Annotated in this window: 21 protein-coding genes; 18 read left to right on the top strand and 3 right to left on the bottom strand. The window is 67.3% G+C overall.

Annotated features, from left to right (window positions below; translation table 11 throughout):
- Window positions 1-32: 32 nt before the first annotated feature.
- The 5 genes from BTO20_RS23765 to BTO20_RS23745 all read left to right on the top strand — a co-directional run bounded on the left by BTO20_RS23765 (window position 33) and on the right by BTO20_RS23745 (window position 4,237).
- On the top strand, window positions 33-1,238 hold the full coding sequence (locus BTO20_RS23765) for a cysteine desulfurase family protein (RefSeq protein WP_087078544.1): 1,206 nt from the start codon (window positions 33-35) through the stop codon (window positions 1,236-1,238).
- The gene (gene mnmA / locus BTO20_RS23760; RefSeq protein WP_087078543.1) at window positions 1,235-2,305 is read left to right on the top strand and encodes a tRNA 2-thiouridine(34) synthase MnmA; all 1,071 of its coding nucleotides are present in this window, start codon (window positions 1,235-1,237) and stop codon (window positions 2,303-2,305) included. The genes BTO20_RS23765 and mnmA overlap by 4 nt, the downstream gene beginning before the upstream one ends.
- Window positions 2,302-3,312 carry a uroporphyrinogen decarboxylase/cobalamine-independent methonine synthase family protein gene (locus BTO20_RS23755; RefSeq protein WP_087078542.1) on the top strand — a complete coding sequence of 337 codons (1,011 nt, stop codon included), beginning with the start codon at window positions 2,302-2,304 and terminating at the stop codon, window positions 3,310-3,312. Before mnmA ends, BTO20_RS23755 begins: the two co-directional genes overlap by 4 nt.
- A 101-nt stretch (window positions 3,313-3,413) precedes the next feature.
- Window positions 3,414-3,908 carry an SRPBCC family protein gene (locus BTO20_RS23750; RefSeq protein WP_087078541.1) on the top strand — a complete coding sequence of 165 codons (495 nt, stop codon included), beginning with the start codon at window positions 3,414-3,416 and terminating at the stop codon, window positions 3,906-3,908.
- On the top strand, window positions 3,905-4,237 hold the full coding sequence (locus BTO20_RS23745; protein WP_087078540.1) for an ArsR/SmtB family transcription factor: 333 nt from the start codon (window positions 3,905-3,907) through the stop codon (window positions 4,235-4,237). The genes BTO20_RS23750 and BTO20_RS23745 overlap by 4 nt, the downstream gene beginning before the upstream one ends.
- 3 nt (window positions 4,238-4,240) lie before the next feature.
- Here BTO20_RS23745 and BTO20_RS23740 read toward each other — a convergent pair whose 3' ends face one another.
- The gene (locus BTO20_RS23740; RefSeq protein WP_087078539.1) at window positions 4,241-5,818 is read right to left on the bottom strand and encodes a 4-coumarate--CoA ligase family protein; all 1,578 of its coding nucleotides are present in this window, start codon (window positions 5,816-5,818) and stop codon (window positions 4,241-4,243) included.
- Window positions 5,819-5,829: 11 nt separating this feature from the next.
- Window positions 5,830-6,225, bottom strand: a complete 396-nt coding sequence (locus tag BTO20_RS23735; RefSeq protein ID WP_087078538.1) for an MmcQ/YjbR family DNA-binding protein — start codon at window positions 6,223-6,225, stop codon at window positions 5,830-5,832.
- 53 nt (window positions 6,226-6,278) lie between these two features.
- Here BTO20_RS23735 and ligA point away from each other — a divergent pair, with 53 nt between their 5' ends.
- The 13 genes from ligA to BTO20_RS23670 all read left to right on the top strand — a co-directional run bounded on the left by ligA (window position 6,279) and on the right by BTO20_RS23670 (window position 19,227).
- Window positions 6,279-8,339 carry an NAD-dependent DNA ligase LigA gene (gene ligA / locus BTO20_RS23730; protein WP_087078537.1) on the top strand — a complete coding sequence of 687 codons (2,061 nt, stop codon included), beginning with the start codon at window positions 6,279-6,281 and terminating at the stop codon, window positions 8,337-8,339.
- 157 nt (window positions 8,340-8,496) lie between these two features.
- Window positions 8,497-9,723, top strand: a complete 1,227-nt coding sequence (locus tag BTO20_RS23725) for a DUF4878 domain-containing protein (protein ID WP_087078536.1) — start codon at window positions 8,497-8,499, stop codon at window positions 9,721-9,723.
- A gap of 57 nt (window positions 9,724-9,780) precedes the next feature.
- Window positions 9,781-10,785 carry an AAA family ATPase gene (locus BTO20_RS23720; protein WP_087078535.1) on the top strand — a complete coding sequence of 335 codons (1,005 nt, stop codon included), beginning with the start codon at window positions 9,781-9,783 and terminating at the stop codon, window positions 10,783-10,785.
- Between the two features lie 50 nt (window positions 10,786-10,835).
- Window positions 10,836-11,708, top strand: a complete 873-nt coding sequence (locus tag BTO20_RS23715; RefSeq protein ID WP_087078534.1) for a DUF58 domain-containing protein — start codon at window positions 10,836-10,838, stop codon at window positions 11,706-11,708.
- Window positions 11,698-12,171, top strand: coding sequence for a hypothetical protein (locus tag BTO20_RS23710; protein ID WP_087078533.1), 474 nt, complete (start codon window positions 11,698-11,700; stop codon window positions 12,169-12,171). Before BTO20_RS23715 ends, BTO20_RS23710 begins: the two co-directional genes overlap by 11 nt.
- The gene (locus BTO20_RS23705; RefSeq protein WP_087078532.1) at window positions 12,162-13,247 is read left to right on the top strand and encodes a hypothetical protein; all 1,086 of its coding nucleotides are present in this window, start codon (window positions 12,162-12,164) and stop codon (window positions 13,245-13,247) included. Before BTO20_RS23710 ends, BTO20_RS23705 begins: the two co-directional genes overlap by 10 nt.
- Window positions 13,244-14,308: a vWA domain-containing protein gene (locus BTO20_RS23700; RefSeq protein WP_087078531.1), complete on the top strand. Its 1,065-nt coding sequence runs from the start codon at window positions 13,244-13,246 to the stop codon at window positions 14,306-14,308. The genes BTO20_RS23705 and BTO20_RS23700 overlap by 4 nt, the downstream gene beginning before the upstream one ends.
- Entirely contained in the window at window positions 14,305-15,387 is a 1,083-nt protein-coding gene (locus tag BTO20_RS23695) for a hypothetical protein (RefSeq protein ID WP_087078530.1), read from the top strand. The genes BTO20_RS23700 and BTO20_RS23695 overlap by 4 nt, the downstream gene beginning before the upstream one ends.
- Window positions 15,388-15,415: 28 nt before the next feature.
- Complete coding sequence (locus tag BTO20_RS23690; RefSeq protein WP_087078529.1) at window positions 15,416-16,171, top strand: hypothetical protein; 756 nt, start codon at window positions 15,416-15,418, stop codon at window positions 16,169-16,171.
- 28 nt (window positions 16,172-16,199) lie between these two features.
- On the top strand, window positions 16,200-17,003 hold the full coding sequence (locus tag BTO20_RS23685) for a hypothetical protein (RefSeq protein WP_087078528.1): 804 nt from the start codon (window positions 16,200-16,202) through the stop codon (window positions 17,001-17,003).
- A gap of 12 nt (window positions 17,004-17,015) precedes the next feature.
- The gene (locus BTO20_RS23680; protein ID WP_087078527.1) at window positions 17,016-17,720 is read left to right on the top strand and encodes a hypothetical protein; all 705 of its coding nucleotides are present in this window, start codon (window positions 17,016-17,018) and stop codon (window positions 17,718-17,720) included.
- Window positions 17,721-17,740: 20 nt separating this feature from the next.
- Complete coding sequence (locus tag BTO20_RS23675) at window positions 17,741-18,562, top strand: rhomboid family protein (protein WP_157680313.1); 822 nt, start codon at window positions 17,741-17,743, stop codon at window positions 18,560-18,562.
- Complete coding sequence (locus BTO20_RS23670) at window positions 18,562-19,227, top strand: hypothetical protein (RefSeq protein WP_087078525.1); 666 nt, start codon at window positions 18,562-18,564, stop codon at window positions 19,225-19,227. The genes BTO20_RS23675 and BTO20_RS23670 overlap by 1 nt, the downstream gene beginning before the upstream one ends.
- A gap of 6 nt (window positions 19,228-19,233) precedes the next feature.
- Here the strand turns inward: BTO20_RS23670 and BTO20_RS23665 are convergent, their stop codons facing one another.
- Window positions 19,234-19,893, bottom strand: coding sequence for an ACT domain-containing protein (locus BTO20_RS23665; protein ID WP_087082554.1), 660 nt, complete (start codon window positions 19,891-19,893; stop codon window positions 19,234-19,236).
- Between the last annotated feature and the right edge of the window lie 19 nt (window positions 19,894-19,912).

Genomic DNA, 19,912 nt, shown 5'->3' with positions numbered 1-19,912 from the left:
GCTCGCCGGGTGGCGGCTATCCTGGGAACGTTATGACCCCTTCCCCAGGTAGGACGGTCTACCTCGATCACGCCGCCACCACCCCGATGCATCCTGCCGCCATCGAGGCGATGACGGCTGTGCTGGCAACCGTGGGCAACGCTTCGTCACTGCACGGATCCGGCCGACAGGCCCGGCGCCGGATGGAGGAGTCGCGGGAGACGCTGGCGCAGCTGCTCGGGGCGCGACCCTCAGAAGTGATCTTCACCGCGGGTGGCACCGAAAGCGACAACCTGGCGGTCAAGGGCATCTACTGGGCCCGCCACGACGCCGAGCCCACGCGGCGGCGGATCGTCACCACACCGGTCGAACACCACGCGGTGCTCGACGCCGTGGAGTGGCTGGTCGAGCACGAGGGTGCCGAGGTGACGTGGCTGCCGGTCGGCGCGGACGGTGCGGTGTCCCCTGAAGGCCTACGCGCGGCGCTGCAGGAGCACGACGACGTGGCGCTGGTGTCGATCATGTGGGCCAACAACGAGGTCGGCACCATCATGCCGATCGCGGAGTTGGCCGCGGTCGCCACGGAGTTCGGCGTCCACATGCACAGCGACGCGGTGCAGGCGGTCGGTCAGATCCCGGTGGATTTCGGTGCCAGTGGACTGGCGGCGATGAGCGTGACCGCGCACAAGTTCGGCGGCCCCGCGGGTGTCGGAGCGCTGCTGCTGCGCCGCGACGTGGCGTGTGTGCCGCTGCTGCACGGCGGCGGTCAGGAGCGAGACATCCGTTCGGGCACACCGTATGTGGCCGGGGCAGTGGGTATGGCGACGGCTGCGAAGGTGGCGATCGACGGTATGGAGGTCAACAGCGCACGGGTACGGGCGCTGCGGGATCGGCTGATCGACGGTGTGTTGTCGGCCATCGACGACACCTACGTCAACGGTGCCGCCGACACCGACCGGCTTCCCGGCAACGCCCACTTCACTTTCCGTGGCTGCGAAGGCGATTCGTTGCTGATGCTACTCGACGCCAAGGGCGTCGAATGCTCGACCGGCTCGGCCTGCACGGCCGGCGTGGCACAGGCCTCGCACGTGCTGATCGCCATGGGCGCCGATGCTGCGACCGCGCGGGGTTCACTGCGATTGTCGTTGGGGCACACCAGCACCGACGCCGACGTGGACGCTGCACTTGAGGTGTTGCCCGCCGCGGTGGAGCGGGCTCGGCAGGCTGCGCTGGCGAGCGCGGGAACGGGTCGGTCATGAGGGTTCTGGTCGCGATGAGCGGCGGCGTGGATTCGTCGGTGGCCGCCGCCCGCATGGTCGAGGCCGGCCACGACGTCGTGGGCGTGCATCTGGCGCTGTCGTCCGCGCCCGGCACGCTGCGCACCGGATCACGCGGATGCTGCTCCAAGGAGGACGCCGGCGATGCCCGGCGCGTCGCCGACGTGCTCGGCATCCCGTTCTACGTATGGGATTTCGCCGACCGGTTCAAAGACGATGTGATCGACGACTTCGTCGAGGCCTATGCGCGCGGTGAGACCCCGAATCCGTGTGTGCGGTGCAACGAGCGCATCAAGTTCTCCGCGCTGTCGGCCCGTGCGTTGGCACTGGGTTTCGACGCCGTCGCAACCGGTCATTACGCGCGCCTGGAGGACGGCAGGCTGCGCCGCGCGGTCGACGCCGACAAGGACCAGTCCTATGTGCTGGGTGTGTTGACGGCCGAGCAGCTGCGGCACGCGCTGTTCCCGATCGGTGACACGCCCAAGCCGCAGATCCGGGAAGAGGCCGCCGCTCGCGGCCTCGCGGTGGCGGCCAAGCCGGACAGTCACGACATCTGCTTCATCCCGTCGGGAGACACCCAGGCCTTCCTCGGCGCGCGTATCGGGGTGCGTCGCGGCTCGGTGGTCGATCCCGAGGGCGCTGTGCTCGCCGAACACGACGGTGTCCATGGCTTCACCATCGGACAGCGCAAGGGCTTGGGTATTCCCGGGCCCGGCGCCGACGGTAGGCCGCGGTACGTGACCGCGATCGACGCCGAAACCGGGACGGTTCACGTCGGGTCGGCCGAAGACCTCGAGGTGCGGCAGCTGGTGGGGGAGAACCCGATCTTCACCAGCGGTGCGGCATTCGACGGGCCGGTGGAATGCCGGGTTCAGGTGCGCGCGCACGGCGGGATCACCGACACCGTGGCCGAGCTGATCGACGGGCGGTTGGTGTTGGACCTGCGGGCCCCGCTGCGCGGCGTCGCCCCAGGGCAGACCATGGTGCTCTACCGTCCCGACGCAGACGGTGACGAGGTCATCGCCAGCGCCACCATCACCCGCGCGTGAGCGCTTTCGCAGCGGCGACCGGTGTCGGCTCGTGGCCGGGCACCGCCGCGCGCCAGGCCGCCGAGGTTGTCGTCGGCGAACTGCACACGCTGACCCACCTGGTGGAACTGCCGGCCCGCGGCATCGGCGCGGACATGATCGGCAGAGCCGGGGCGCTGCTGGTGGACATCGGTATCGACACCGTGCCTCGCGGCTACCGCATCGCGCCGGGCCGCAGCGCCGCGCTGCGGCGCGCGGTGAGCCTGCTGGGCGAGGACATCGACGCCCTCGAGGAAGCCTGGGAGAAGGCCGGACTGCGAGGCAGCGGGCGGGTCGTCAAGGTGCAGGCGCCCGGGCCCATCACCCTGGCTGCTCAGCTGGAATTGTCCGGTGGGCACCGGGCCATCACCGATCAGGGCGCGTTGCGCGACCTGGCCGCGTCGCTGGCCGAAGGGCTGGCACAGCACCGCGCGGACGTGGCGCGCCGGCTGGACACGACGGTGGTGGTGCAGCTCGACGAGCCGTCGTTGCCCGCCGCGCTGGCGGGGCGGTTGACGGGGGTGACCAGTCTGTCGCCGGTGCATCCGGTCGACGAGGCCGTCGCCGTGAGCCTGCTCGATGCTTGCGCGGCGCGGGTGGGGGCTGATACCGCGGTGCACAGCTGTGCCCCCGAGCTGCCGTGGAAAGGCTTGCTGCGCAGTGCTGTTCACGCTGTCTCCGTCGACGTGTCGACCCTGACCGCGGCCGATCTGGACGGCGTCGGCGAGTTCGTCGACTCGGGCCGTACGGTGCTGCTCGGTGTGGTGCCCACCGCCGCGCCCGAACGGAGGCCGTCGGTCGAGGAGGTGGCGAAGGCCGCTGTGGCGGTGACCGACCGGCTGGGTTTCGCCCGGGAAGTGTTGCGGGACCGCATCGGTATCACGCCTGCCTGCGGATTGGCCGGTGCGACGCCCGAGTGGGCGCGGATCGCCTATGGGCTGGTGCAGAAGGCCGCCGACGGCTTTGCTGCCGATCCCGAAGGGATCTGATCCGGCACTCTTCCGGAAGATTCTGAAGACTAGAAGCAACCAAAAGGTTGCGCATCTGCGGATCGATGATTACCGTGATAGGCAACTGAAAGGTTGCGTATATGAGTACAGATCGAATCGAAAAAGAAGTTCTGCTGCGGGCCCCGCTCGACCGGGTCTGGCGCGCGATCAGCGACTCCGAGGAGTTCGGCCGGTGGTTCGGCGTTCGCTTCGACGGCCCGTTCGTCGCAGGTGAGGCCGTCAACGGCGTGATGACGCCGACCGATGTCGACGACACAGTGGCCGCACAGCAGGAGCCCTACGCGGGCGAGCCGGGCAAGTGGTACATCGAGGCGGTGGAACCGCAGCGACGGTTCGCCTACCGCTGGCATCCGTATGCCGTCGACCCCGGCACCGACTATGCGGCCGAACCCACCACGCTGGTGGAGTTCACGCTCACCGAGACCGACGAGGGTGTGCTGTTGCGTATCGTCGAGTCCGGATTCGACGCGATCCCGGCCGAACGGCGGGTCTCGGCGTACGAGGCCAACAGCGAGGGCTGGGCCATCCAGACCGAACTGGTGAGCAAGTATCTCGCCCTGGGTGAGCAGGTGTGAGCAGCGCCGGCGTCGACGAGCGGGCGCCATTGTTTGACGCCCTCGGCGATCCCAACCGCCTGCGCATCGTCACCCGGCTCTGCGACGGCGGCCCATGCTCGACCGTGCAGCTGACGCAGGTGATTCCGGTGACCCGCCAGGCGGCGACCAAACATCTGCTGTTACTGGAGGCGGTGGGTCTGGTGACCAGCGATCGCAAAGGGCGCGAACGTATTTGGCGCATCCAGCCCGAGCCGTTGGCCGAGGCCAGCGATTACCTGTCCGCACTGTCCAAGCGGTGGGACCGGGCCATCGACCGGTTGCGCGCGTTTGTGGAGGAGCCGCAGTGACGCTTACGAGCGGGCACGCAACTCCCGGCGCAGGATCTTGCCTGCCGACGACTTCGGCACCGCGTCGATGAACTCGACCTGACGCACCTTCTTGTACGGGGCCACCTGGCCGGCGACGAACGCGATCACCTCGTCGCCGGTCAGCTCCGCCCCAGGTTGCTTGACCACGAACGCCTTCGGGATCTCCTCGCCCGTCGCGTCGTCGTGCACGCCGATCACCGCGGCGTCGGCGATACCCGGGTGGGTCAGCAGCACGGACTCCAGCTCGGCGGGCGGCACCTGGTAGCCCTTGTACTTGATGAGCTCTTTGAGCCGGTCGACGATGTAGACGCAGCCCGTCGCATCCACCTGTGCGAGGTCGCCGGTGTGCAGGAAGCCATCGGCGTCGACGGTCTCGCGGGTGGCCTGCTCGTTGCCCAGGTACCCGGCCATCACGTTCGGGCCTCTGAACCACAGTTCGCCGGTGGCGCTCAAACCCTCTGCCGGAATACCGATTTCGGCACCGGTGTCCGGGTCGACCAGCTTGCTCTCGGCGTTGGGCACGGTCCAGCCGCACGAGTCCAACGGCGCGACGGTGCCGATCGTGGCCAGCCCGCCGTCGGTCGGGGTGATGTGGCTGACCGGGCTCAACTCGCTCATGCCGTAGCCCTGAACGACGGTGCAGCCCAAGCGGTTGGCCACCGCATGACCGAGCTCGGCGTCCAGCGACGCAGCGCCCGACATGATGCCCTTGAGCGAGGACAGGTCGTAGGAGTCGACGAGCGGGTGCTTGGCCAGAGCGACCGCCACCGGCGGAGCGATGTAGGCGTAGGTGCACTTGTGATTCTGGATATTGCCGAGAAACTCGGCGAGATCGAAGGACGGCATGACGATCAGCCGGGCCCGGGCGTGCAGGGCCGCGTTGAGCAGCACCGTCATGCCGTAGATGTGAAAGAACGGCAGGACGGCCAACAGGCGGTCGTCGGCCTGCATGCCCTGCAGCGGCCGGATCTGCGCGACGTTGGCGGTCAAGTTGCCATGAGTGAGCATGACGCCCTTGGGATTTGCCGTCGTTCCCGAGCTGTACGGCAGCGCCGCCAGATGCGAGGCCGGGTCGAAGCTGACCTCCGGTGCGGCATGCCCGTCGGGCAGCCCGGCGCCGTCGAGCACCACCACCTGATCTTCTGTCAGGCCCGCCGCCGCGGCCCCTTCGCCGGCATGGGGCAGAAGCGCATCGACCGTCACCAACAACCGGGCCTTCGAATCGGTCAGCTGCTTGGCGATGTCTTTCGCGGTGAACAGGGCGTTGATGGTGGTCGCCGTCGCACCTGCGCGCAGGATGCCGTGAAACGCCACGGCGAACGCGGAACTGTTCGGGGACAACAGCGCAACCACATCGCCGACACCGATGCCGCGCGCCGCCAGCGCACCCGCGAACGCGTCGATGCGGTCGACCAGCTCCCCGTAGGTGGTTTCGGTGCCGGTTTTGGTGTCCACGAGCGCGACGCGGCCGGCATCCTCGGCGGTCAGATCGGCGAACAGGTACTCGTAGACGTTGACCGTCGGAATCTCGACGTCGGCAAAGGGACTCGCAAAACTCATGGTGCCTCCAGTCAGCGTTCGTCGAGTTGTTTGATGAGTTTCTTCGGCGCGATCAAACGGAACGAGGCGTCGAGAAGCTCGGTCACCTCGTCCCAATCCACCTTCGCCGCAGTGAAATCCAGGCCCAACCAGCCGAAGGGCCCCATGTAGGCCGGGAAGAAGAACCGGCGATCCTGCTCCAGCGCGCGGCGGTCGCTGTCATCGACTTTGATCAGCAGGGAGTACGGCATCGGGCGCATCTCTCCGGTGCCCTTGACGTTGCCGCCGTACATCGCGAACATTTTCGGCGCACAGAACACCGGCCTACCCCACGAGACCTTCTCGAACGCCCCGGGGAAATCGAGTGCGATGGTGCGAAGCTCGGCCAGTCCCTGATCATCGTCACTGAACATGATCGGATGCGGCATGCCGCCACCCTAGACGCTGTTTGCCTGTCAGTGCCCTCGGCTACCCTGCGGGGGTGACCTCGAGCGACGTGGAAGACGCTGACCTGCGGCGACGTTGGCAGGAACTGGCCGACGAGGTACGTGAGCACCAGTTCCGGTATTACGTCAGGGACGCGCCGGTCATCTCCGACGCGGAGTTCGACGCGATGTTGCGCGAGTTGCAGGGGCTCGAGGATGCCCACCCTGAGCTGCGGACCCCGGATTCACCGACCCAGCTGGTCGGTGGCGCGGGTTTCGCCACCGACTTCACGCCGGCCGAGCATCTGGAGCGCATGCTGTCGCTGGACAACGTGTTCGACTCCGATGAGCTGTCGGCGTGGGCGGCCCGGATCAGCGGCGAGACCGGCGACGCCGCCCACTACCTGTGCGAGCTGAAGATCGACGGGGTGGCACTGGCGCTCGTCTACCGTGACGGCCGGCTGGTGCGCGCCGCCACCCGCGGCGACGGGCGCACCGGTGAGGACGTGACGCTCAACGCCCGCACCATCGACGACATCCCCGAGCGGCTCACCCCGTCCGACGAGTTCCCGGTGCCCGCAGTGCTCGAGGTGCGCGGCGAGGTGTTCTTCCGGGTCGCAGATTTCGAGGACCTCAATGCCGGTTTGGTGGCCGAGGGCAAGCCGCCGTTCGCCAACCCCCGCAACAGCGCGGCGGGCTCGCTGCGGCAGAAGAATCCGGCGGTCACGGCGCGGCGCCGGTTGCGGATGATCTGCCACGGCCTGGGCTACTCGGAGGGATTCAGCCCGGCTTCGCTGCACGACGCCTACCGCGCGCTGGGACAGTGGGGGCTACCGGTGTCGGCGCACACCACCAAGGTGTCCGGGGTCGCCGCGGTGGCCGAGCGCATCGCCTACTGGGGTGAACACCGCCACGACGTCGATCACGAAATCGACGGGCTGGTGGTCAAAGTCGACGAGGTGGCGCTGCAACGCAGGCTCGGCTCCACCTCGCGCGCCCCGCGCTGGGCCGTGGCCTACAAGTACCCGCCCGAGGAGGCCACCACCAAGCTGCTCGACATCCGGGTCAGCGTGGGCCGCACCGGTCGGGTCACGCCATTCGCGTACATGGAGCCGGTCAAGGTCGCCGGTTCGACGGTCGGTCTCGCGACACTGCACAACGCCACCGAGGTGAAACGCAAGGGTGTGCTGATCGGCGACACGGTCGTGATCCGTAAGGCCGGCGACGTCATCCCCGAGGTGCTCGGTCCCGTCGTGGACCTGAGGGACGGGTCTGAACGCGAATTCGTCATGCCCACAAACTGTCCCGAATGCGGCACCCGGCTCGCCCCGGCCAAGGAAGGCGACGCCGACATCCGCTGCCCCAACACCCGCAGCTGCCCGGCGCAGTTGCGCGAGCGGGTGTTTCACGTCGCGGGCCGTGGTGCGTTCGACATCGAGGGGCTCGGTTACGAGGCGGCGACGGCGCTTCTGGCCGGTGGCGTCATCACCGACGAGGGTGACCTGTTCACGCTGACCGCCGACGATCTGCTGCGCACCGCCTTGTTCACCACCAAGGCGGGCGAGCTGTCCGCCAACGGAAAGCGGCTGTTGGCCAACCTCGACAAGGCCAAGGCCCAACCGTTGTGGCGGGTTCTGGTGGCGCTGTCCATTCGCCACGTGGGCCCCACCGCGGCACGCGCGTTGGCCACTGAGTTCGGCAGCTTGGACGCCATCGTCGAAGCATCCGAGGAACAGCTCGCCGCGGTCGAGGGCGTCGGGCCGACCATCGCCGCCGCGGTGGTCGAGTGGTTCACCGTCGACTGGCACCGCGCGATCGTCGACAAATGGCGCGCGGCCGGGGTGCGGATGGCCGATGAACGCGACGCAAGTGTCGAGCGCACGCTGGAGGGCCTGTCCATCGTGGTCACCGGGTCGCTGCCCGGTTTCTCCCGCGACCAGGCCAAGGAAGCCATCATCGCTCGCGGTGGCAAAGCCGCCAGCTCCGTGTCGAAGAAAACGGCCTATGTCGTCGCCGGTGACGCGCCCGGGTCGAAATATGACAAGGCGGTCGAACTCGGGGTGCCCATCCTCGACGAGGACGGATTCCGGACGTTGCTCGCAGAAGGGCCCGCCTGAAGCGGTAGCCGGCGCAGATTGGTGTCTGCGTGATGATCAACGGCTGCTTAGAATGCCTCCGAACGATAAAAGTCCCCGGCTCCTCGTGTGCACACAGTCGGGTCGCGGAAAGTGGGGGTTTGCCGGTGCGGCATGAACCGCGGTTGGGAGTTCTGCTGTGACGAACTGGTCAGGCGGTGAAGGCGGCTACGGCGGACCGAGCCCGATCGGCGGCCAGGGCGATCAGGGCGGTGCGGACCCGTCGGGTGGTTGGCAGCCGCCTCAGCAGATGCCGCCGCAGCAGCCACCTGCCGCGCAACCCTGGGGCGCCCAGCAACAGCCGGCGTGGGGCGCTCAAGGGCAGCCCGGCTGGCCGCAACCAGGCACCCCACCGCAGGTCGGGCCACCGCAGTTCGACTCGCAGTTCGCGGGCTTCCCGCCACCCGGGGGCAAGCGCAACCGCAAGGCCCTGATCATCACGATCGGTGCGGGCGCGGCAGTACTTCTGGTGATCGTGATCGTCGCCGTCGTCGCCCTGGTCGGACGCGGTGGCGGCGGCGCCTCCAGCGATTCCGCGGGCAAGACGGTGCAGGGCTACCTCGAGGCGCTCGCCAAGGGCGACGCGGAAGCGGCGCTGAGCTTCGGCGCCGACCAGCCGGCCTCCAAAGAATTGCTCACCGACGAGATCCTCAAGTCTCAGGTCGAGAAGATGCCGATCTCCAATATCCGCATCCTGGGCGATGATTCGAACAACGGCATCGGATTCGGCTCGGTGCACGTGACCGCCAACTTCGGTGATCAGGTGTCCGACACCACGTTCATGATGAAGAAGTCGGGCAACAAATGGAAGCTCGACTCCGCTGCGGTCCGGCTGGATTACTCGACGCAGGCCAGCAGCAAGGCCGTGAGCACCCTGACCGCGTTCGGCAAGCCGATCGGCAGCTCGGTGGTCTACGTGTTCCCCGGCTACGTGGACTGGGGCTCCAACAACAGCAATCTGAAGGTCGAGGGCAAGCCGCTGCTGCTCGACTCCCTGACCGGCTACGCAGGCGCCAACCGTCCCGACTTCTCGTTGAGCGATTCGGCGAAGAACAGCATCACCGCGAACATCAAGAGCCTGCTGGACGGCTGCGCCCGCTCGAAGTCGACGTCGCCGCCGAATTGCCCGCAGCACCTCTATGAATACGGCGCCGTCGACGGCACGGTGGATTGGCAGGCCCCGGCACCGGACGGCGCGCAGATCACGTTCTCCGAATACTCGTTGTCGGCCAACGTCACGTTGTCCGGCAGCTTCGGTTATTCGGTGCAGGGCCGTGACGGCGGACGGATTACCGGCACCGACTCCTTCACGCTGTTCGGTGACGCAGACCTGAGCCAGACCCCGCCGACGGTCAAGTGGAGCTGAACGCAGCGACGGCACATCACGTTTGAGTTTGCGCACATTACCGGGGGGAGTAACTCGATGACGACAGTCGCGCGCGTGCAACCGAATCAGCACGAGATGGAAAGTGCCCATCGCATTGTCGGCGCGATTTCGCAGGTGTTCTCGACCAAGGTGGTCGGTCAGGAAAACCTGCGGGAATCGTTGCTGATCGGCCTGCTCACGGGCGGTCACATCCTGCTGGAGAGCGTTCCGGGGCTGGCGAAGACCACCGCGGCGCGCGTTGTCGCCGACGCGATCTCGGGTGGCTTCAACCGAATCCAGTGCACGCCGGATCTGTTGCCAAGCGACATCATCGGCACGCAGATCTACGACTCGTCGTCCGGTCAGTTCGTCACGCAGCTGGGGCCGGTGCACAGCAATATCGTGCTGCTCGACGAGATCAACCGCTCCAGCGCCAAGACACAGAGCGCCATGCTGGAGGCGATGGAGGAGCGGCAGACGACCATCGCGGGCACGCTCCACCCGATCCCGGAGCCCTTTCTCGTCATCGCGACCCAGAACCCCGTGGACCAGGAAGGCACCTATCCGCTCTCGGAAGCGCAGACCGACCGCTTCATGCTCAAGGAAGTTCTGCGGTACCCGACCCCTCAGGAAGAGGCCGAGGTCATCTTCCGGATCGACGCGGGTGTCTACGATCGCCAGGAGAAGCCGAGACCCGTTGTCGGACTGGACGATATGCGGCGCCTGCAGAGCGTGGTGCGCAGCGTGCACCTGGATCCCGTGCTGGTGCACTACATCACCCAGCTCATCCACGTGACCCGTAACCCCCAGCAGTTCCTGCCGCCGCAACTGGCGAAGCTCGTGCAGTACGGTGCCAGCCCGCGTGCCACCATCGCGTTCAGCCGTGCGGCGCGGGCCTCTGCGGTGCTGCAGGGCCGCAATCATGTGCTGCCCGAAGACATTCAGAAGCTCGCGTACCGCGTGCTGCGACACCGGTTGATCCTCGGATTCGAAGCGACGCGGCTGGGCGTGACACCCGAAACGGTCATCGACGCGGTGCTGCAGTCGGTTCGCGTGCCCTGATCCTGCGGACGCGAGGAGCGGGAATACGCGGACGCGAGGAGCAAAACGACATGGGCAAGTACCTCAACCGGGCCAAGCAGTACTTCGGTACCGACGCCAGGGGCCTGCTGGAGGGCGGCCGCTACGCACTGCTGCACACCAGGACACTCGAACTCGACGACCTGCGGCCGTATGTGCCCGGCGACGACGTCCGTGACATCGACTGGAAGGCCTCCGCACGCGCCGGTTCGGTGCTCATCAAGCGGTTCGTCTCGGAACGGCACCACAAGATCCTGTTGGTCGCCGACGCCGGCCGCAACATGACCGCCCTGACGCCGACGGGCGAGGTGAAACGCGAGGTCGCGACCAATGTGCTCGGCGCCATCGGTCTCATCGCGGTGGGCCGCAGCGACGAGGTCGGGATGGTGTACGGCGATGCGCGGGGTTCGGCGAACATCCGCAACCGGCGCGGGGAGACCCACATCGAGAGCATCCTCGAGCACTACTACAACCACAGCCTCGGTGAGGTCGGCGCGAGCGACATCGTCGCGCAGTTGGAGTTCGTCGCACACGCGCATCGCAGACGGTTGCTGGTGATCGTCGTCTCTGACGAACCCGAGGTCAGCCCCCGCCTCGACGCGGCACTCAAAGCGCTTGCCGGGCAACACGAAATCATTTGGCTGATGGTCACCGACATGCCTGCGGTCGGGGCCGACGAGGGGGAACACGACGGGTTCGATGTGGCCACCGGGCGGTTCGTGCTCAACGGAGCCACCCTCGGGCCGCGCGTGGTGGCTGCCTACCGGGCCGCCGAGCAGGCTCGCATCGCCCAGTTGGACAGCTTCCTGTCCTCACACGAGGTCTGCTTCGCCCGCATCGTCGCCAGCGCCGAGATCCGGGACCGGATCGTCGACATGAACGAGGTGTTCGGCAATGCCGGATGATCTGTTGCGGTTCATCGGCGGCCCGCTGTCGTTCTCGTACTGGTGGCTGGGCATCGGCATCGCGCTGATTGTCATTGTGATCCTTTGGTGCACAGGGGTTTTCGTGTGGACGATGGCCCCGGCTCGGCTGCGCACCCTGCCGGTGATCCGAAACCTGCACGGGTCGTTGGTGCGGCGCCGGTTCGCCCGGTCGTTGCAGCGCACCAATCAGCAATATTTGGCCGGCGGTCTCACCCCGGCCCAGGCCGGCGCGGCCGTGAGCCGGATCCTGCGCAGCTTCATCTACGTCACCACCGGAGTGCGGGCGCAGTACCTGCACGTCGGTGACATCGCCGACGGCGATCTGGCGGGGGTCGGCCCGCTGTTCCGTGCGCTCAACGACGTTCAGTTCAGCGCCGCGCCACAGTCCGACATGGTGACGCTCGGTCGGTCCGCCGAAGAGATGGTGCGCACATGGCGCTGAAATGGTGGCCCGTCATCCTGGCCGGGCTGATCTTCCTGGCGGTGTGCGTCATCGCGGCCTCGCTGTTGCCGATGGCCAAGGTGCAGCAGGTGCTGCGCCCGCTCGCACATGTCGACCGGCTGACGCGGCTCCCCGAATACGCGCGCGTGTACCGGATCTACTTCCTGTCGATGATCGTCACCGGCGTCCTGCTGCTGGCGACGTTCGCCACCGCTCTGGTCGCCAGCGCGCGGCCCGTCGGGACGTCCAGCTCCACCAAGGAATTCGAGACCGAGCACCCTCTGGACACCATGTTGTGTGTGGGCGAACCGGTCACGGATCCGAGCACCGCGAACTTCCTGGACTACTACGCCAAGCAGGCGAAGTCGTACGACACCCAGCGGATCGGGCTGACCTCTCCGAGTCTGCGGGTGGTGCCGATGACCCGCGACCATGATTTCGCCGCCGACCGGTTCGAGTACTTCGCGAAACTCGCTCGGATCCAGCAGGATCTGGACACTCACCGGCCGGTGCCGGATGCCGACCGTGCCGAGTTGGAGACCGGGATCGACAAGTTCGCCCAGAAGGTCACCTACGTCGACTACGCGCCGAGCGCCGAGGACATCCTGGCGTTGTGCCTGACCGGTTTCCCGTCGTTCGAAGGCAAGAGCCAGCATCGCCGGTCACTGGTGTACCTGGGCTACAGCGCTCTGCGGTCACCGGACGAACAGCGTGCGCAGCTGTACACCGAGCAGGCCATCAAAGACATGGCGATCAAGGCCGGTGTGCAGATCAATGTGATCTCGCGTTCCGATGTCGCCCAGAGTTCCCCGGACGCCAACAACCGGCTGCAATCGATCGCCGACGCCACCGGCGGCACGTTCGCGTTGTTCAATCCGGCCGGAACCGCGCAGGCCGGGGGCGATTCCACGCTCACCCGCCTGCTCGACGAGATTCGGGACAACCCGCCGCAGGCCGTCCTGCCCAGCGGTCGGGTGGTGACCAGCCAGTCCTGGGATGCGCCCGAGGAGGCGCTCATCGCGGCGGTCGCCGCGGCCGTGTTGCTGTGTGTCTCACTGGCGGTACTGCGCCGATGACCTTCGACCCGATCTTCGCGCCGATCGCACTGTTCGGTCTGGGCGCGCTTCTCATCGTCATCCGCATGGTCGCGTTGTATCGCGTGCTGGTCCGCACCGGGACCGGTCAGTACCGCAGGGTCGTGTTGCGGTGGGCCGGACTGACGCTGGCGGTTCTGATGCTGGTGTTCGCGGCGGCCCGGCCCGGGTTCGATCTGAACGATGACCACCCGGCCGAACAGCCCAAGGGTGCCTCGGCGGTCGACCCCAACCTCAACGTGTTCTTCGTGGTCGACCGCTCGGTGAACATGCGCGTCCAGGATTTCGGTGACCGCCAATCGCGGATGACCGGAGTGCGCGCCGACATTTCGTCGTTGATCAACGAGTACCCGCGGGCCAGGTTCGGCCTGGTTTCGTTCGCGTCGAAAGCCGCTGTGGACTGGCCTCTTTCGGATGACGCCTGGAGCCTGCAGTCGCTGGTGCACGGCTTGTCGCCCTACACGCTGGTGGCGCCCGACGCCATGTACCAGGCCGATCCGACCGCTGCGCGTGACGAGCTGAGTAAGCAGCTGGACGCGGCGGCCGGCCGATTCAAGGACTCCAGGAGCCTGGTCTTCTACTTCGGCTCGGGCGACGCGGGCAGCCGCGCCTCGTCCGCGTCGTTCGGCCTGCCCGACAAGGCCGTCAGTGGCGGTGCGGTACTGGGCTACGGCACGTCCGCCGGGGGCCCGGTCCCACAGGGCTGGGTCGGTGCCACCAAGGTCTATCAGAACGATGCGGCCACCGGCGCGCCGCTGAACTCCTCCCTCGACGAGGCCACGCTGAAGAAGATCGCCGGAGAGCTCGGCGTCCCCTATTTTCACCGCGAGGCGGGCCAGGCCATCACCGCCGTGCTGCCCGCGGTGGATCCGGTAGCCGGGTCCGATGACGAGAACCCGTTGCACGCTTCCAAACTCGTCGAACGTCGAGAACTGTACTGGCTGTTCACAATGCTGGCCGCCGCGCTGGTACTCGGGGAGATCGTGCTGACCATCCGGGAGTTCCGGCGTAACCGGATGTCGCGCAAGGACGTCACCGCATGATGCTGATGAAGGAATCCGGTGCCGCGGTGCGCGCAGCGACCCGGCGGGTGCTGACGTACTACCGGTCGGGCCCGAACCGGTTGCGACTGCGGCGGCGTCTGTATCTGCTTTCCGCCCCGGTCATCGTCGTGCTGCTGGCCGTCGCGGCGAAGCTCATCAGCGTCGTCGTGGCCGGTAATTGGGCGGCATCCGACTTCGACCGCCACGACATCGACGCGTTGCGCGACGACATCTCGATCCTGGGGACGTTCAACGTCGTCGATCCGGCGAAGACATCGTTCGCCGGCGGCGACCTGATGGTTCTGGAAGGCCGGCTGACCGACGCCGAGGCGCGCTTCGGCGAATCGCTGTCGCGCACCGATCCCGCCGCGTCCTGCCCGGTGCGCGTCAACCTCGAATTGGTGCAGGAAACCCTGGGGGATTTGGCAACCCGCGGCAACGACAAACAAGCGGCCGAGCGCTGGTACAACGCCGCGATCGCGATCGTCAAACAGGCACCTGCGCACTGCTTCGAAGGCAATGACGATGCCAACGCCGACCGCAAGGCCATCCGCGACCAGGCGCTGCCGCGGTTGGAGGAGAAGCTGCGCAACCTGCATCGTCCGCCGCCGCCGCCATCCGCACCGCCGCAAACCATGACGCCGCAACCCGCTCCGACAACGTTGACCCCGACCTCGGCCCCGCCGCTGCCGGGCTTGCCCGGCGCATCGCAGTCACCCTCGCCCGCGCCGGGGGAGCCGGGTGCGCCCCCGTCACCCGCGCCCGGGCAGCCAGGCGACGGTCAGCAGACCCCCGGTGCGGCGCCACCGCCGGGACCGGGCCCGAACATGCCGTCGCCGCAGACGCCGGAACCCACGATGACGCCTGGCCCGCCGACGGGAAGCGGTGGCGACGCGCCGATCGCCGGTCCGGATGGCGGCGGACCCGATGCGCTCAACCCGGTCAGCCCCGACCGGCTGCCCAGCACCGGCAACGGCAGGGCACCGGGGCAGCGGCTGGGCGACGGCAATGCCTTGGAGCGCCTCAAGATCCTGTTGGACAACGCCAACGCGCACGGCGGAAATCAGGAGTCCCCGTGATTCGGCGCACGAATGGGGTGAACGCGCAATGACGCAGTGGGGCAACAGCTGGCCGATGGACCACGGGGCCTTCGACCCGTTCGGTCAACCGCAGCAGGCGCCGCCGCCCGAGCAGCCGGGCTCGCGGTGGCCGTCGGTTTCATTGTTCGTCGGGTTGGCCGGCGTCGCGTTGGCCTTCTTCCCGTCGGGAATCGGATTTGTCGCGGTACCGGTCGGGATCTTCGGCGTGTTCGCCGGAATCGTTGGTGTGCAGGCGGTCCAGCGCGAGCAGCGCAACCCGGTGGTTGCGATCTCCGGGATCATCGCGTCGGTGCTCGCGATGGTACTGGCGGTGGTGATGTTCTTCGCGTTTTACCGGTCACCTGCGCCCCTTCCGGCGCCGGCCGAGCCGACACCGACCCCGACGTCGACGCCGCCATCCGGACCGGCCGAGGTCATACCCCGTTACAACGGCAACACCGAGTTGGTGCTCACGAACGAGATGGTGGTGGACTTCGGGCCGTACACCGACGCCGGCGGGGATCCCGAAGTCCGCAATCCCCGCGTGGAGGTCACCATCACCAGCAAGCGTGATATTCCGCGCACCTGCAACTTTCGTATTCAGGCACGCGGCAGGCCTCAACACGCCACCGTCGACGAGTTCTTTGTCGAGGCGGCCGTGAGTGCGAAGGGCACTGTGCGCCAAAACCTGTTCCCCTCTGATGCGACACTCGCGCGATCCAAGGCTGATCAGCTGCGAGCGGCTTCGTTCGAAGTGACCACCGCGAAATGCAACACCTACTGACACGTATCAGGGAGAGGATTGGACGGCCATGAGTAATTTCGGGCCGCCGGGTTACGGTGGCGGACACGGCGATCCGTTCGCGGATCCGTTCGGGCCGTCGATGCCCATGGGACCTCCGGCGGGCGCTTTCGCCGCACCCACGCAGCCGCCGTTGGTACCCGCGCCGGCGCAGCGCGCCACCTCGGTCGCCGCAGGATGGTCGATCGCGTCCGCCGTCACCGGAGTCGTCGCTGTCGCGGTGGCGCTGACGCCGTTCTACACCGGTATCCCGTCATGGGTCGGATTCATCGGTGCGGCACTAGGAATGGGGGCTCTGGCGGCCGGAATCCTCGCGCTGAGGCGAGTTCGCCGTGCAGGTGTGCAACCTTCCTTGCCTGCGGTCACCGGTGTGGTGGCGGCCGGTCTCGCGGGTGTCCTGGTGGTGGTCAGCGTGCTGATCGACGTCAATCAGCCTGGTGGCCATCGGGATTCGACGTCCGACGGCCCGGTCTCGGGGGAGACCAAGGACACCACCGTCGTCATGCGCGACCAACTGGACGTCAGTTTCGGGACGTTCGACTACAAGGTGGACGGCCCGACCATCCGTGGACGTCTGCCCGTAACGTTCCGGAACAAATTGGACAAGCCTCGGCAATACGACGTCAGCGTCGCTGGATTCGAGGGGGAGCACACCCAGGTGTGCAGCACGCTGCGACTCGAGCCGGGCGCGCTCGACGCGCACGCCACCACCACCGTCGACTATTTCGATATCGGCATACCGAATGCCGCCGTCGCCGACCGCCTGCGCTCCTCGACGTTTCGCGTGGTGCAGGCGTGGAGTAGGCCGGTGTGAGGTGACGCGACCATGACTCGACCGTTCAACAGCCCGACCCCGTACCCTCCGCCCGGTGCCGGTCATTACGGCCTCGCTCCAGAACCCGGCGATGAGCCAGAACCCGTGTCCGCGTGGGCCGTCGTCTCGATCGCGGTCGGCGTCGGTGCCCTTGTGCTCGCGTTCATTCCGTTCTACGTCAGTGCGCTCGGGGCGGTTCTGGGCTTGGCCGGTGTGGCGATGGGAACCGTTGGGTTGCTCCGGCGGCGGGGCGGCAGCCCCGCACCGGCCATCACAGGGATCGCAACGTCGACCATCGCGGCCGTTGTCGGGGTCGTCATGGTGTTCGTGCACACCGAGCCGGCCGCCGCACCGCCGCCTGCACTCGCGCAGCAGCAGGCGCAAGCCAAGGAGGATCGTTCCGACACGGAGACGGTGCTCAGCAAGGAACTGGACGTACAGGTGAGTAAATACGAAGCCACGGGCGCTGATTCGGCTCCCGGTCGACTCCCGGTGACCCTGACGAACCGGCTCACGTCGGCGAGGACCTTCAGCGTGTTGGTCGTCGCGTTCGACGGCACCGACCAGCTCGCCTCCGACACAGTGGGTGCGACCCTGAACGCCGGTGAGCAGAAGGTGGAGACGGCGTTCAGCCGGATGAAGTCGGAGTTTCAATACGGCCGTCTCAAGAATGCGACGTTCCGTGTGCTCACCGCCTTTTCGATACCGCCGCAGTGACGACGTGAGGTCACGACACCATGACTGATCCAAACAGGCCGTGGGGTGCCTTCGAGGGCCAGCAGACCCCCAGGTATCCGAATGTTCCGCAGTCCCCCGGATATTCAGTGCCGCAATACACCGCCCCCGCCGGCGGATACGGGCCGCCTGTGCTCGGCGCACCACCAGCACAAGCCGACAGACCCGGCCCGAAGGCCTGCCCCGCCGACCCGTTCTTCCACACGTGGTCGGTGGTGTCGGTGATTTTGGGTGTGTGTGGTGTGCTCGTGGCGCTCACCCCGCGGCCCGCCGGGTGGGTCGGGGCCGTGGCAGGGATCTTCGGGGTGGTCGCCGTGCTCATTGCCTGGCTTCCCAGACGCCGGATTCCGGACGGTTCGGCGACCACCGCCGTCGCGGGAATCGTGGTATCGATACTTGCCATCGGCGTGACAGCCGGGATGGGCTTCGTCTACCGGGATCACCGTGGAGGCGAAACGGCAACCGCTGCAACGGGTGTCAACGCCACCACAGCCGACGTCCTGCGCAATGACCTCGGTGTGGAGATCGGCTCGTTCTCGTATAACGAAACCACGACGCTACCGTCTTACGGTTTGACGGTCACCGTGACGAACAAGCGGGACCTCCCGGCCACATTCCACCTCGCCATTGCCGGCTTCGAGGGTGACGGCTCGACCCAGATCGCCGGCAGCAGCGATTTGGTCACGCTCGCAGGCGGCGCATCCGAGGAGATCATCATGTTTCTGCCGGGGAGGGTATCGGTCGAGCAGGCCAAACGATTGAAGGACGGCGCGACGTTCCGGGTGATCGGCGCGGAGTCGCACTACGACAGGGTGACTCGCTGATGTACCCGCGACCCACTACCCGTTCCGGCGCCACGCGTGATTGGCTGGGCTGGTCCATCGCATCGTTGGTCTTCGCCGTCGCCGGCGTCGCGCTCGCGTATTTTCCTTGGGGCCCGGTGAGTGTCGTTGTCGCCGGGGCGGGGTTGGCCCTGGGTGTCGTTGCGGTGCTGCGCGCCGCGGACGTTTCGAGTGTCCGGTTCGCCCCGCTCGCAGGGGTGGTGATATCTGCCTTGGCGGTCGCCCTCGGGGCCTTCACGGTCCTCGAACCTCACCTCAGGGCTGCATCGGAAGCCTCTGTCGCGGCAGAAGATTCAGGATCTCCGGACATCTACGGGCGGCCGAACAGCGACATCAACGACATCATGGCCAACGAAGTGCAGGTCGACTTCGGTGATTTCAGTGCGGGCGCCACAAGTCGGCCGGTGCTGCATGCAAAGCTGACGAGCAAGATGGATGTCGCCCACATTTTCGTCCTGACTGTCGGTGCCTTCGATGATTCCGGTGTGCAGGTGGCGTCTGACGCGATGGCGCCCGCGGTGCTGGGGCCGCAAGCGACGCAGGCAGTCGAGTTCACGTTCAGAAGGTCCGGATTGACCGTCGCCGAATTGCACAACAAGCACTTCAAGGTGGTGGCGGGCAAGAGCATGCCCTTCGGCGTGTACTGAGGCGACCTACCGCAGGATCGTCGCGACGATGCCGGCCAGGTAGCCCAGCCGGGCCACCTCTGACGGACGGAACCCGGGGCCGCCCGGGCGGCCCAGCAGCACGGCGGTGTCGTGGTCACCCAGTGGTGCGGCAGCCAGGGTGGTGTCCATGTCGCGCCACAGCTGCGGTACCCAGTCCGCGGTGCCGTTCAGCGTCTGCGCGTGTTGCAGCGGCAGCCAGGGTGCCGACGGCAGATGGGTTTCGGGTGCGCCGTGACTGCCCGCCAGTCGCTCGACTCCGGATGCGGTCGCCCGCAGCACCGTGCACCAGCCGACCCGCAGCACGGGGGCCGCTTCCTCGGCGAGGACCTGAAGCCGTGCGGCGCGTCCTGTGGCGGCCGCGACGTGGTCGATCAGTTCGAGTTCGCGGTGTGCCTCCAACAGGCCGGTGTGCGGCCGAATGCTGTCGACGTAGACGCCGGTCAAGTTCTCGGCCGCGGTGATCAGGGCGTCGGGCATGGACCCGGCGGGCAGCTCGACCACCAGATCGTCGATCGCGAATCCCGCGCTGCGCTCGACGACGTCGAGCGACAGGATGTCAGCACCCACGGAACCCAGCGCGACCGCCAACGAACCGAGGCGGCCTGGACGATCCTCCAGCTGGACCCGCAGCAGATAGGAAGGCACGCGCAACACTGTCGCACAA

Source organism: Mycobacterium dioxanotrophicus (genome assembly GCF_002157835.1).
Classification (GTDB): domain Bacteria; phylum Actinomycetota; class Actinomycetes; order Mycobacteriales; family Mycobacteriaceae; genus Mycobacterium; species Mycobacterium dioxanotrophicus.
This window is presented reverse-complemented; position numbering and strand designations above follow the sequence as displayed.

Coding starts and splice junctions, on each gene's coding strand:
- BTO20_RS23750 (WP_087078541.1), top strand. CDS start 3,414: ATGAGTACAGATCGAATCGAAAAAGAAGTTCTGCTGCGGGCCCCGCTC.
- BTO20_RS23735 (WP_087078538.1), bottom strand. CDS start 6,225: ATGCCGCATCCGATCATGTTCAGTGACGATGATCAGGGACTGGCCGAG.
- BTO20_RS23715 (WP_087078534.1), top strand. CDS start 10,836: ATGGGCAAGTACCTCAACCGGGCCAAGCAGTACTTCGGTACCGACGCC.
- BTO20_RS23690 (WP_087078529.1), top strand. CDS start 15,416: ATGACGCAGTGGGGCAACAGCTGGCCGATGGACCACGGGGCCTTCGAC.
- BTO20_RS23710 (WP_087078533.1), top strand. CDS start 11,698: ATGCCGGATGATCTGTTGCGGTTCATCGGCGGCCCGCTGTCGTTCTCG.
- BTO20_RS23720 (WP_087078535.1), top strand. CDS start 9,781: ATGACGACAGTCGCGCGCGTGCAACCGAATCAGCACGAGATGGAAAGT.
- BTO20_RS23765 (WP_087078544.1), top strand. CDS start 33: ATGACCCCTTCCCCAGGTAGGACGGTCTACCTCGATCACGCCGCCACC.
- BTO20_RS23740 (WP_087078539.1), bottom strand. CDS start 5,818: ATGAGTTTTGCGAGTCCCTTTGCCGACGTCGAGATTCCGACGGTCAAC.
- mnmA (WP_087078543.1), top strand. CDS start 1,235: ATGAGGGTTCTGGTCGCGATGAGCGGCGGCGTGGATTCGTCGGTGGCC.
- BTO20_RS23685 (WP_087078528.1), top strand. CDS start 16,200: ATGAGTAATTTCGGGCCGCCGGGTTACGGTGGCGGACACGGCGATCCG.
- BTO20_RS23700 (WP_087078531.1), top strand. CDS start 13,244: ATGACCTTCGACCCGATCTTCGCGCCGATCGCACTGTTCGGTCTGGGC.
- BTO20_RS23680 (WP_087078527.1), top strand. CDS start 17,016: ATGACTCGACCGTTCAACAGCCCGACCCCGTACCCTCCGCCCGGTGCC.
- BTO20_RS23675 (WP_157680313.1), top strand. CDS start 17,741: ATGACTGATCCAAACAGGCCGTGGGGTGCCTTCGAGGGCCAGCAGACC.
- BTO20_RS23695 (WP_087078530.1), top strand. CDS start 14,305: ATGATGCTGATGAAGGAATCCGGTGCCGCGGTGCGCGCAGCGACCCGG.
- BTO20_RS23705 (WP_087078532.1), top strand. CDS start 12,162: ATGGCGCTGAAATGGTGGCCCGTCATCCTGGCCGGGCTGATCTTCCTG.
- BTO20_RS23670 (WP_087078525.1), top strand. CDS start 18,562: ATGTACCCGCGACCCACTACCCGTTCCGGCGCCACGCGTGATTGGCTG.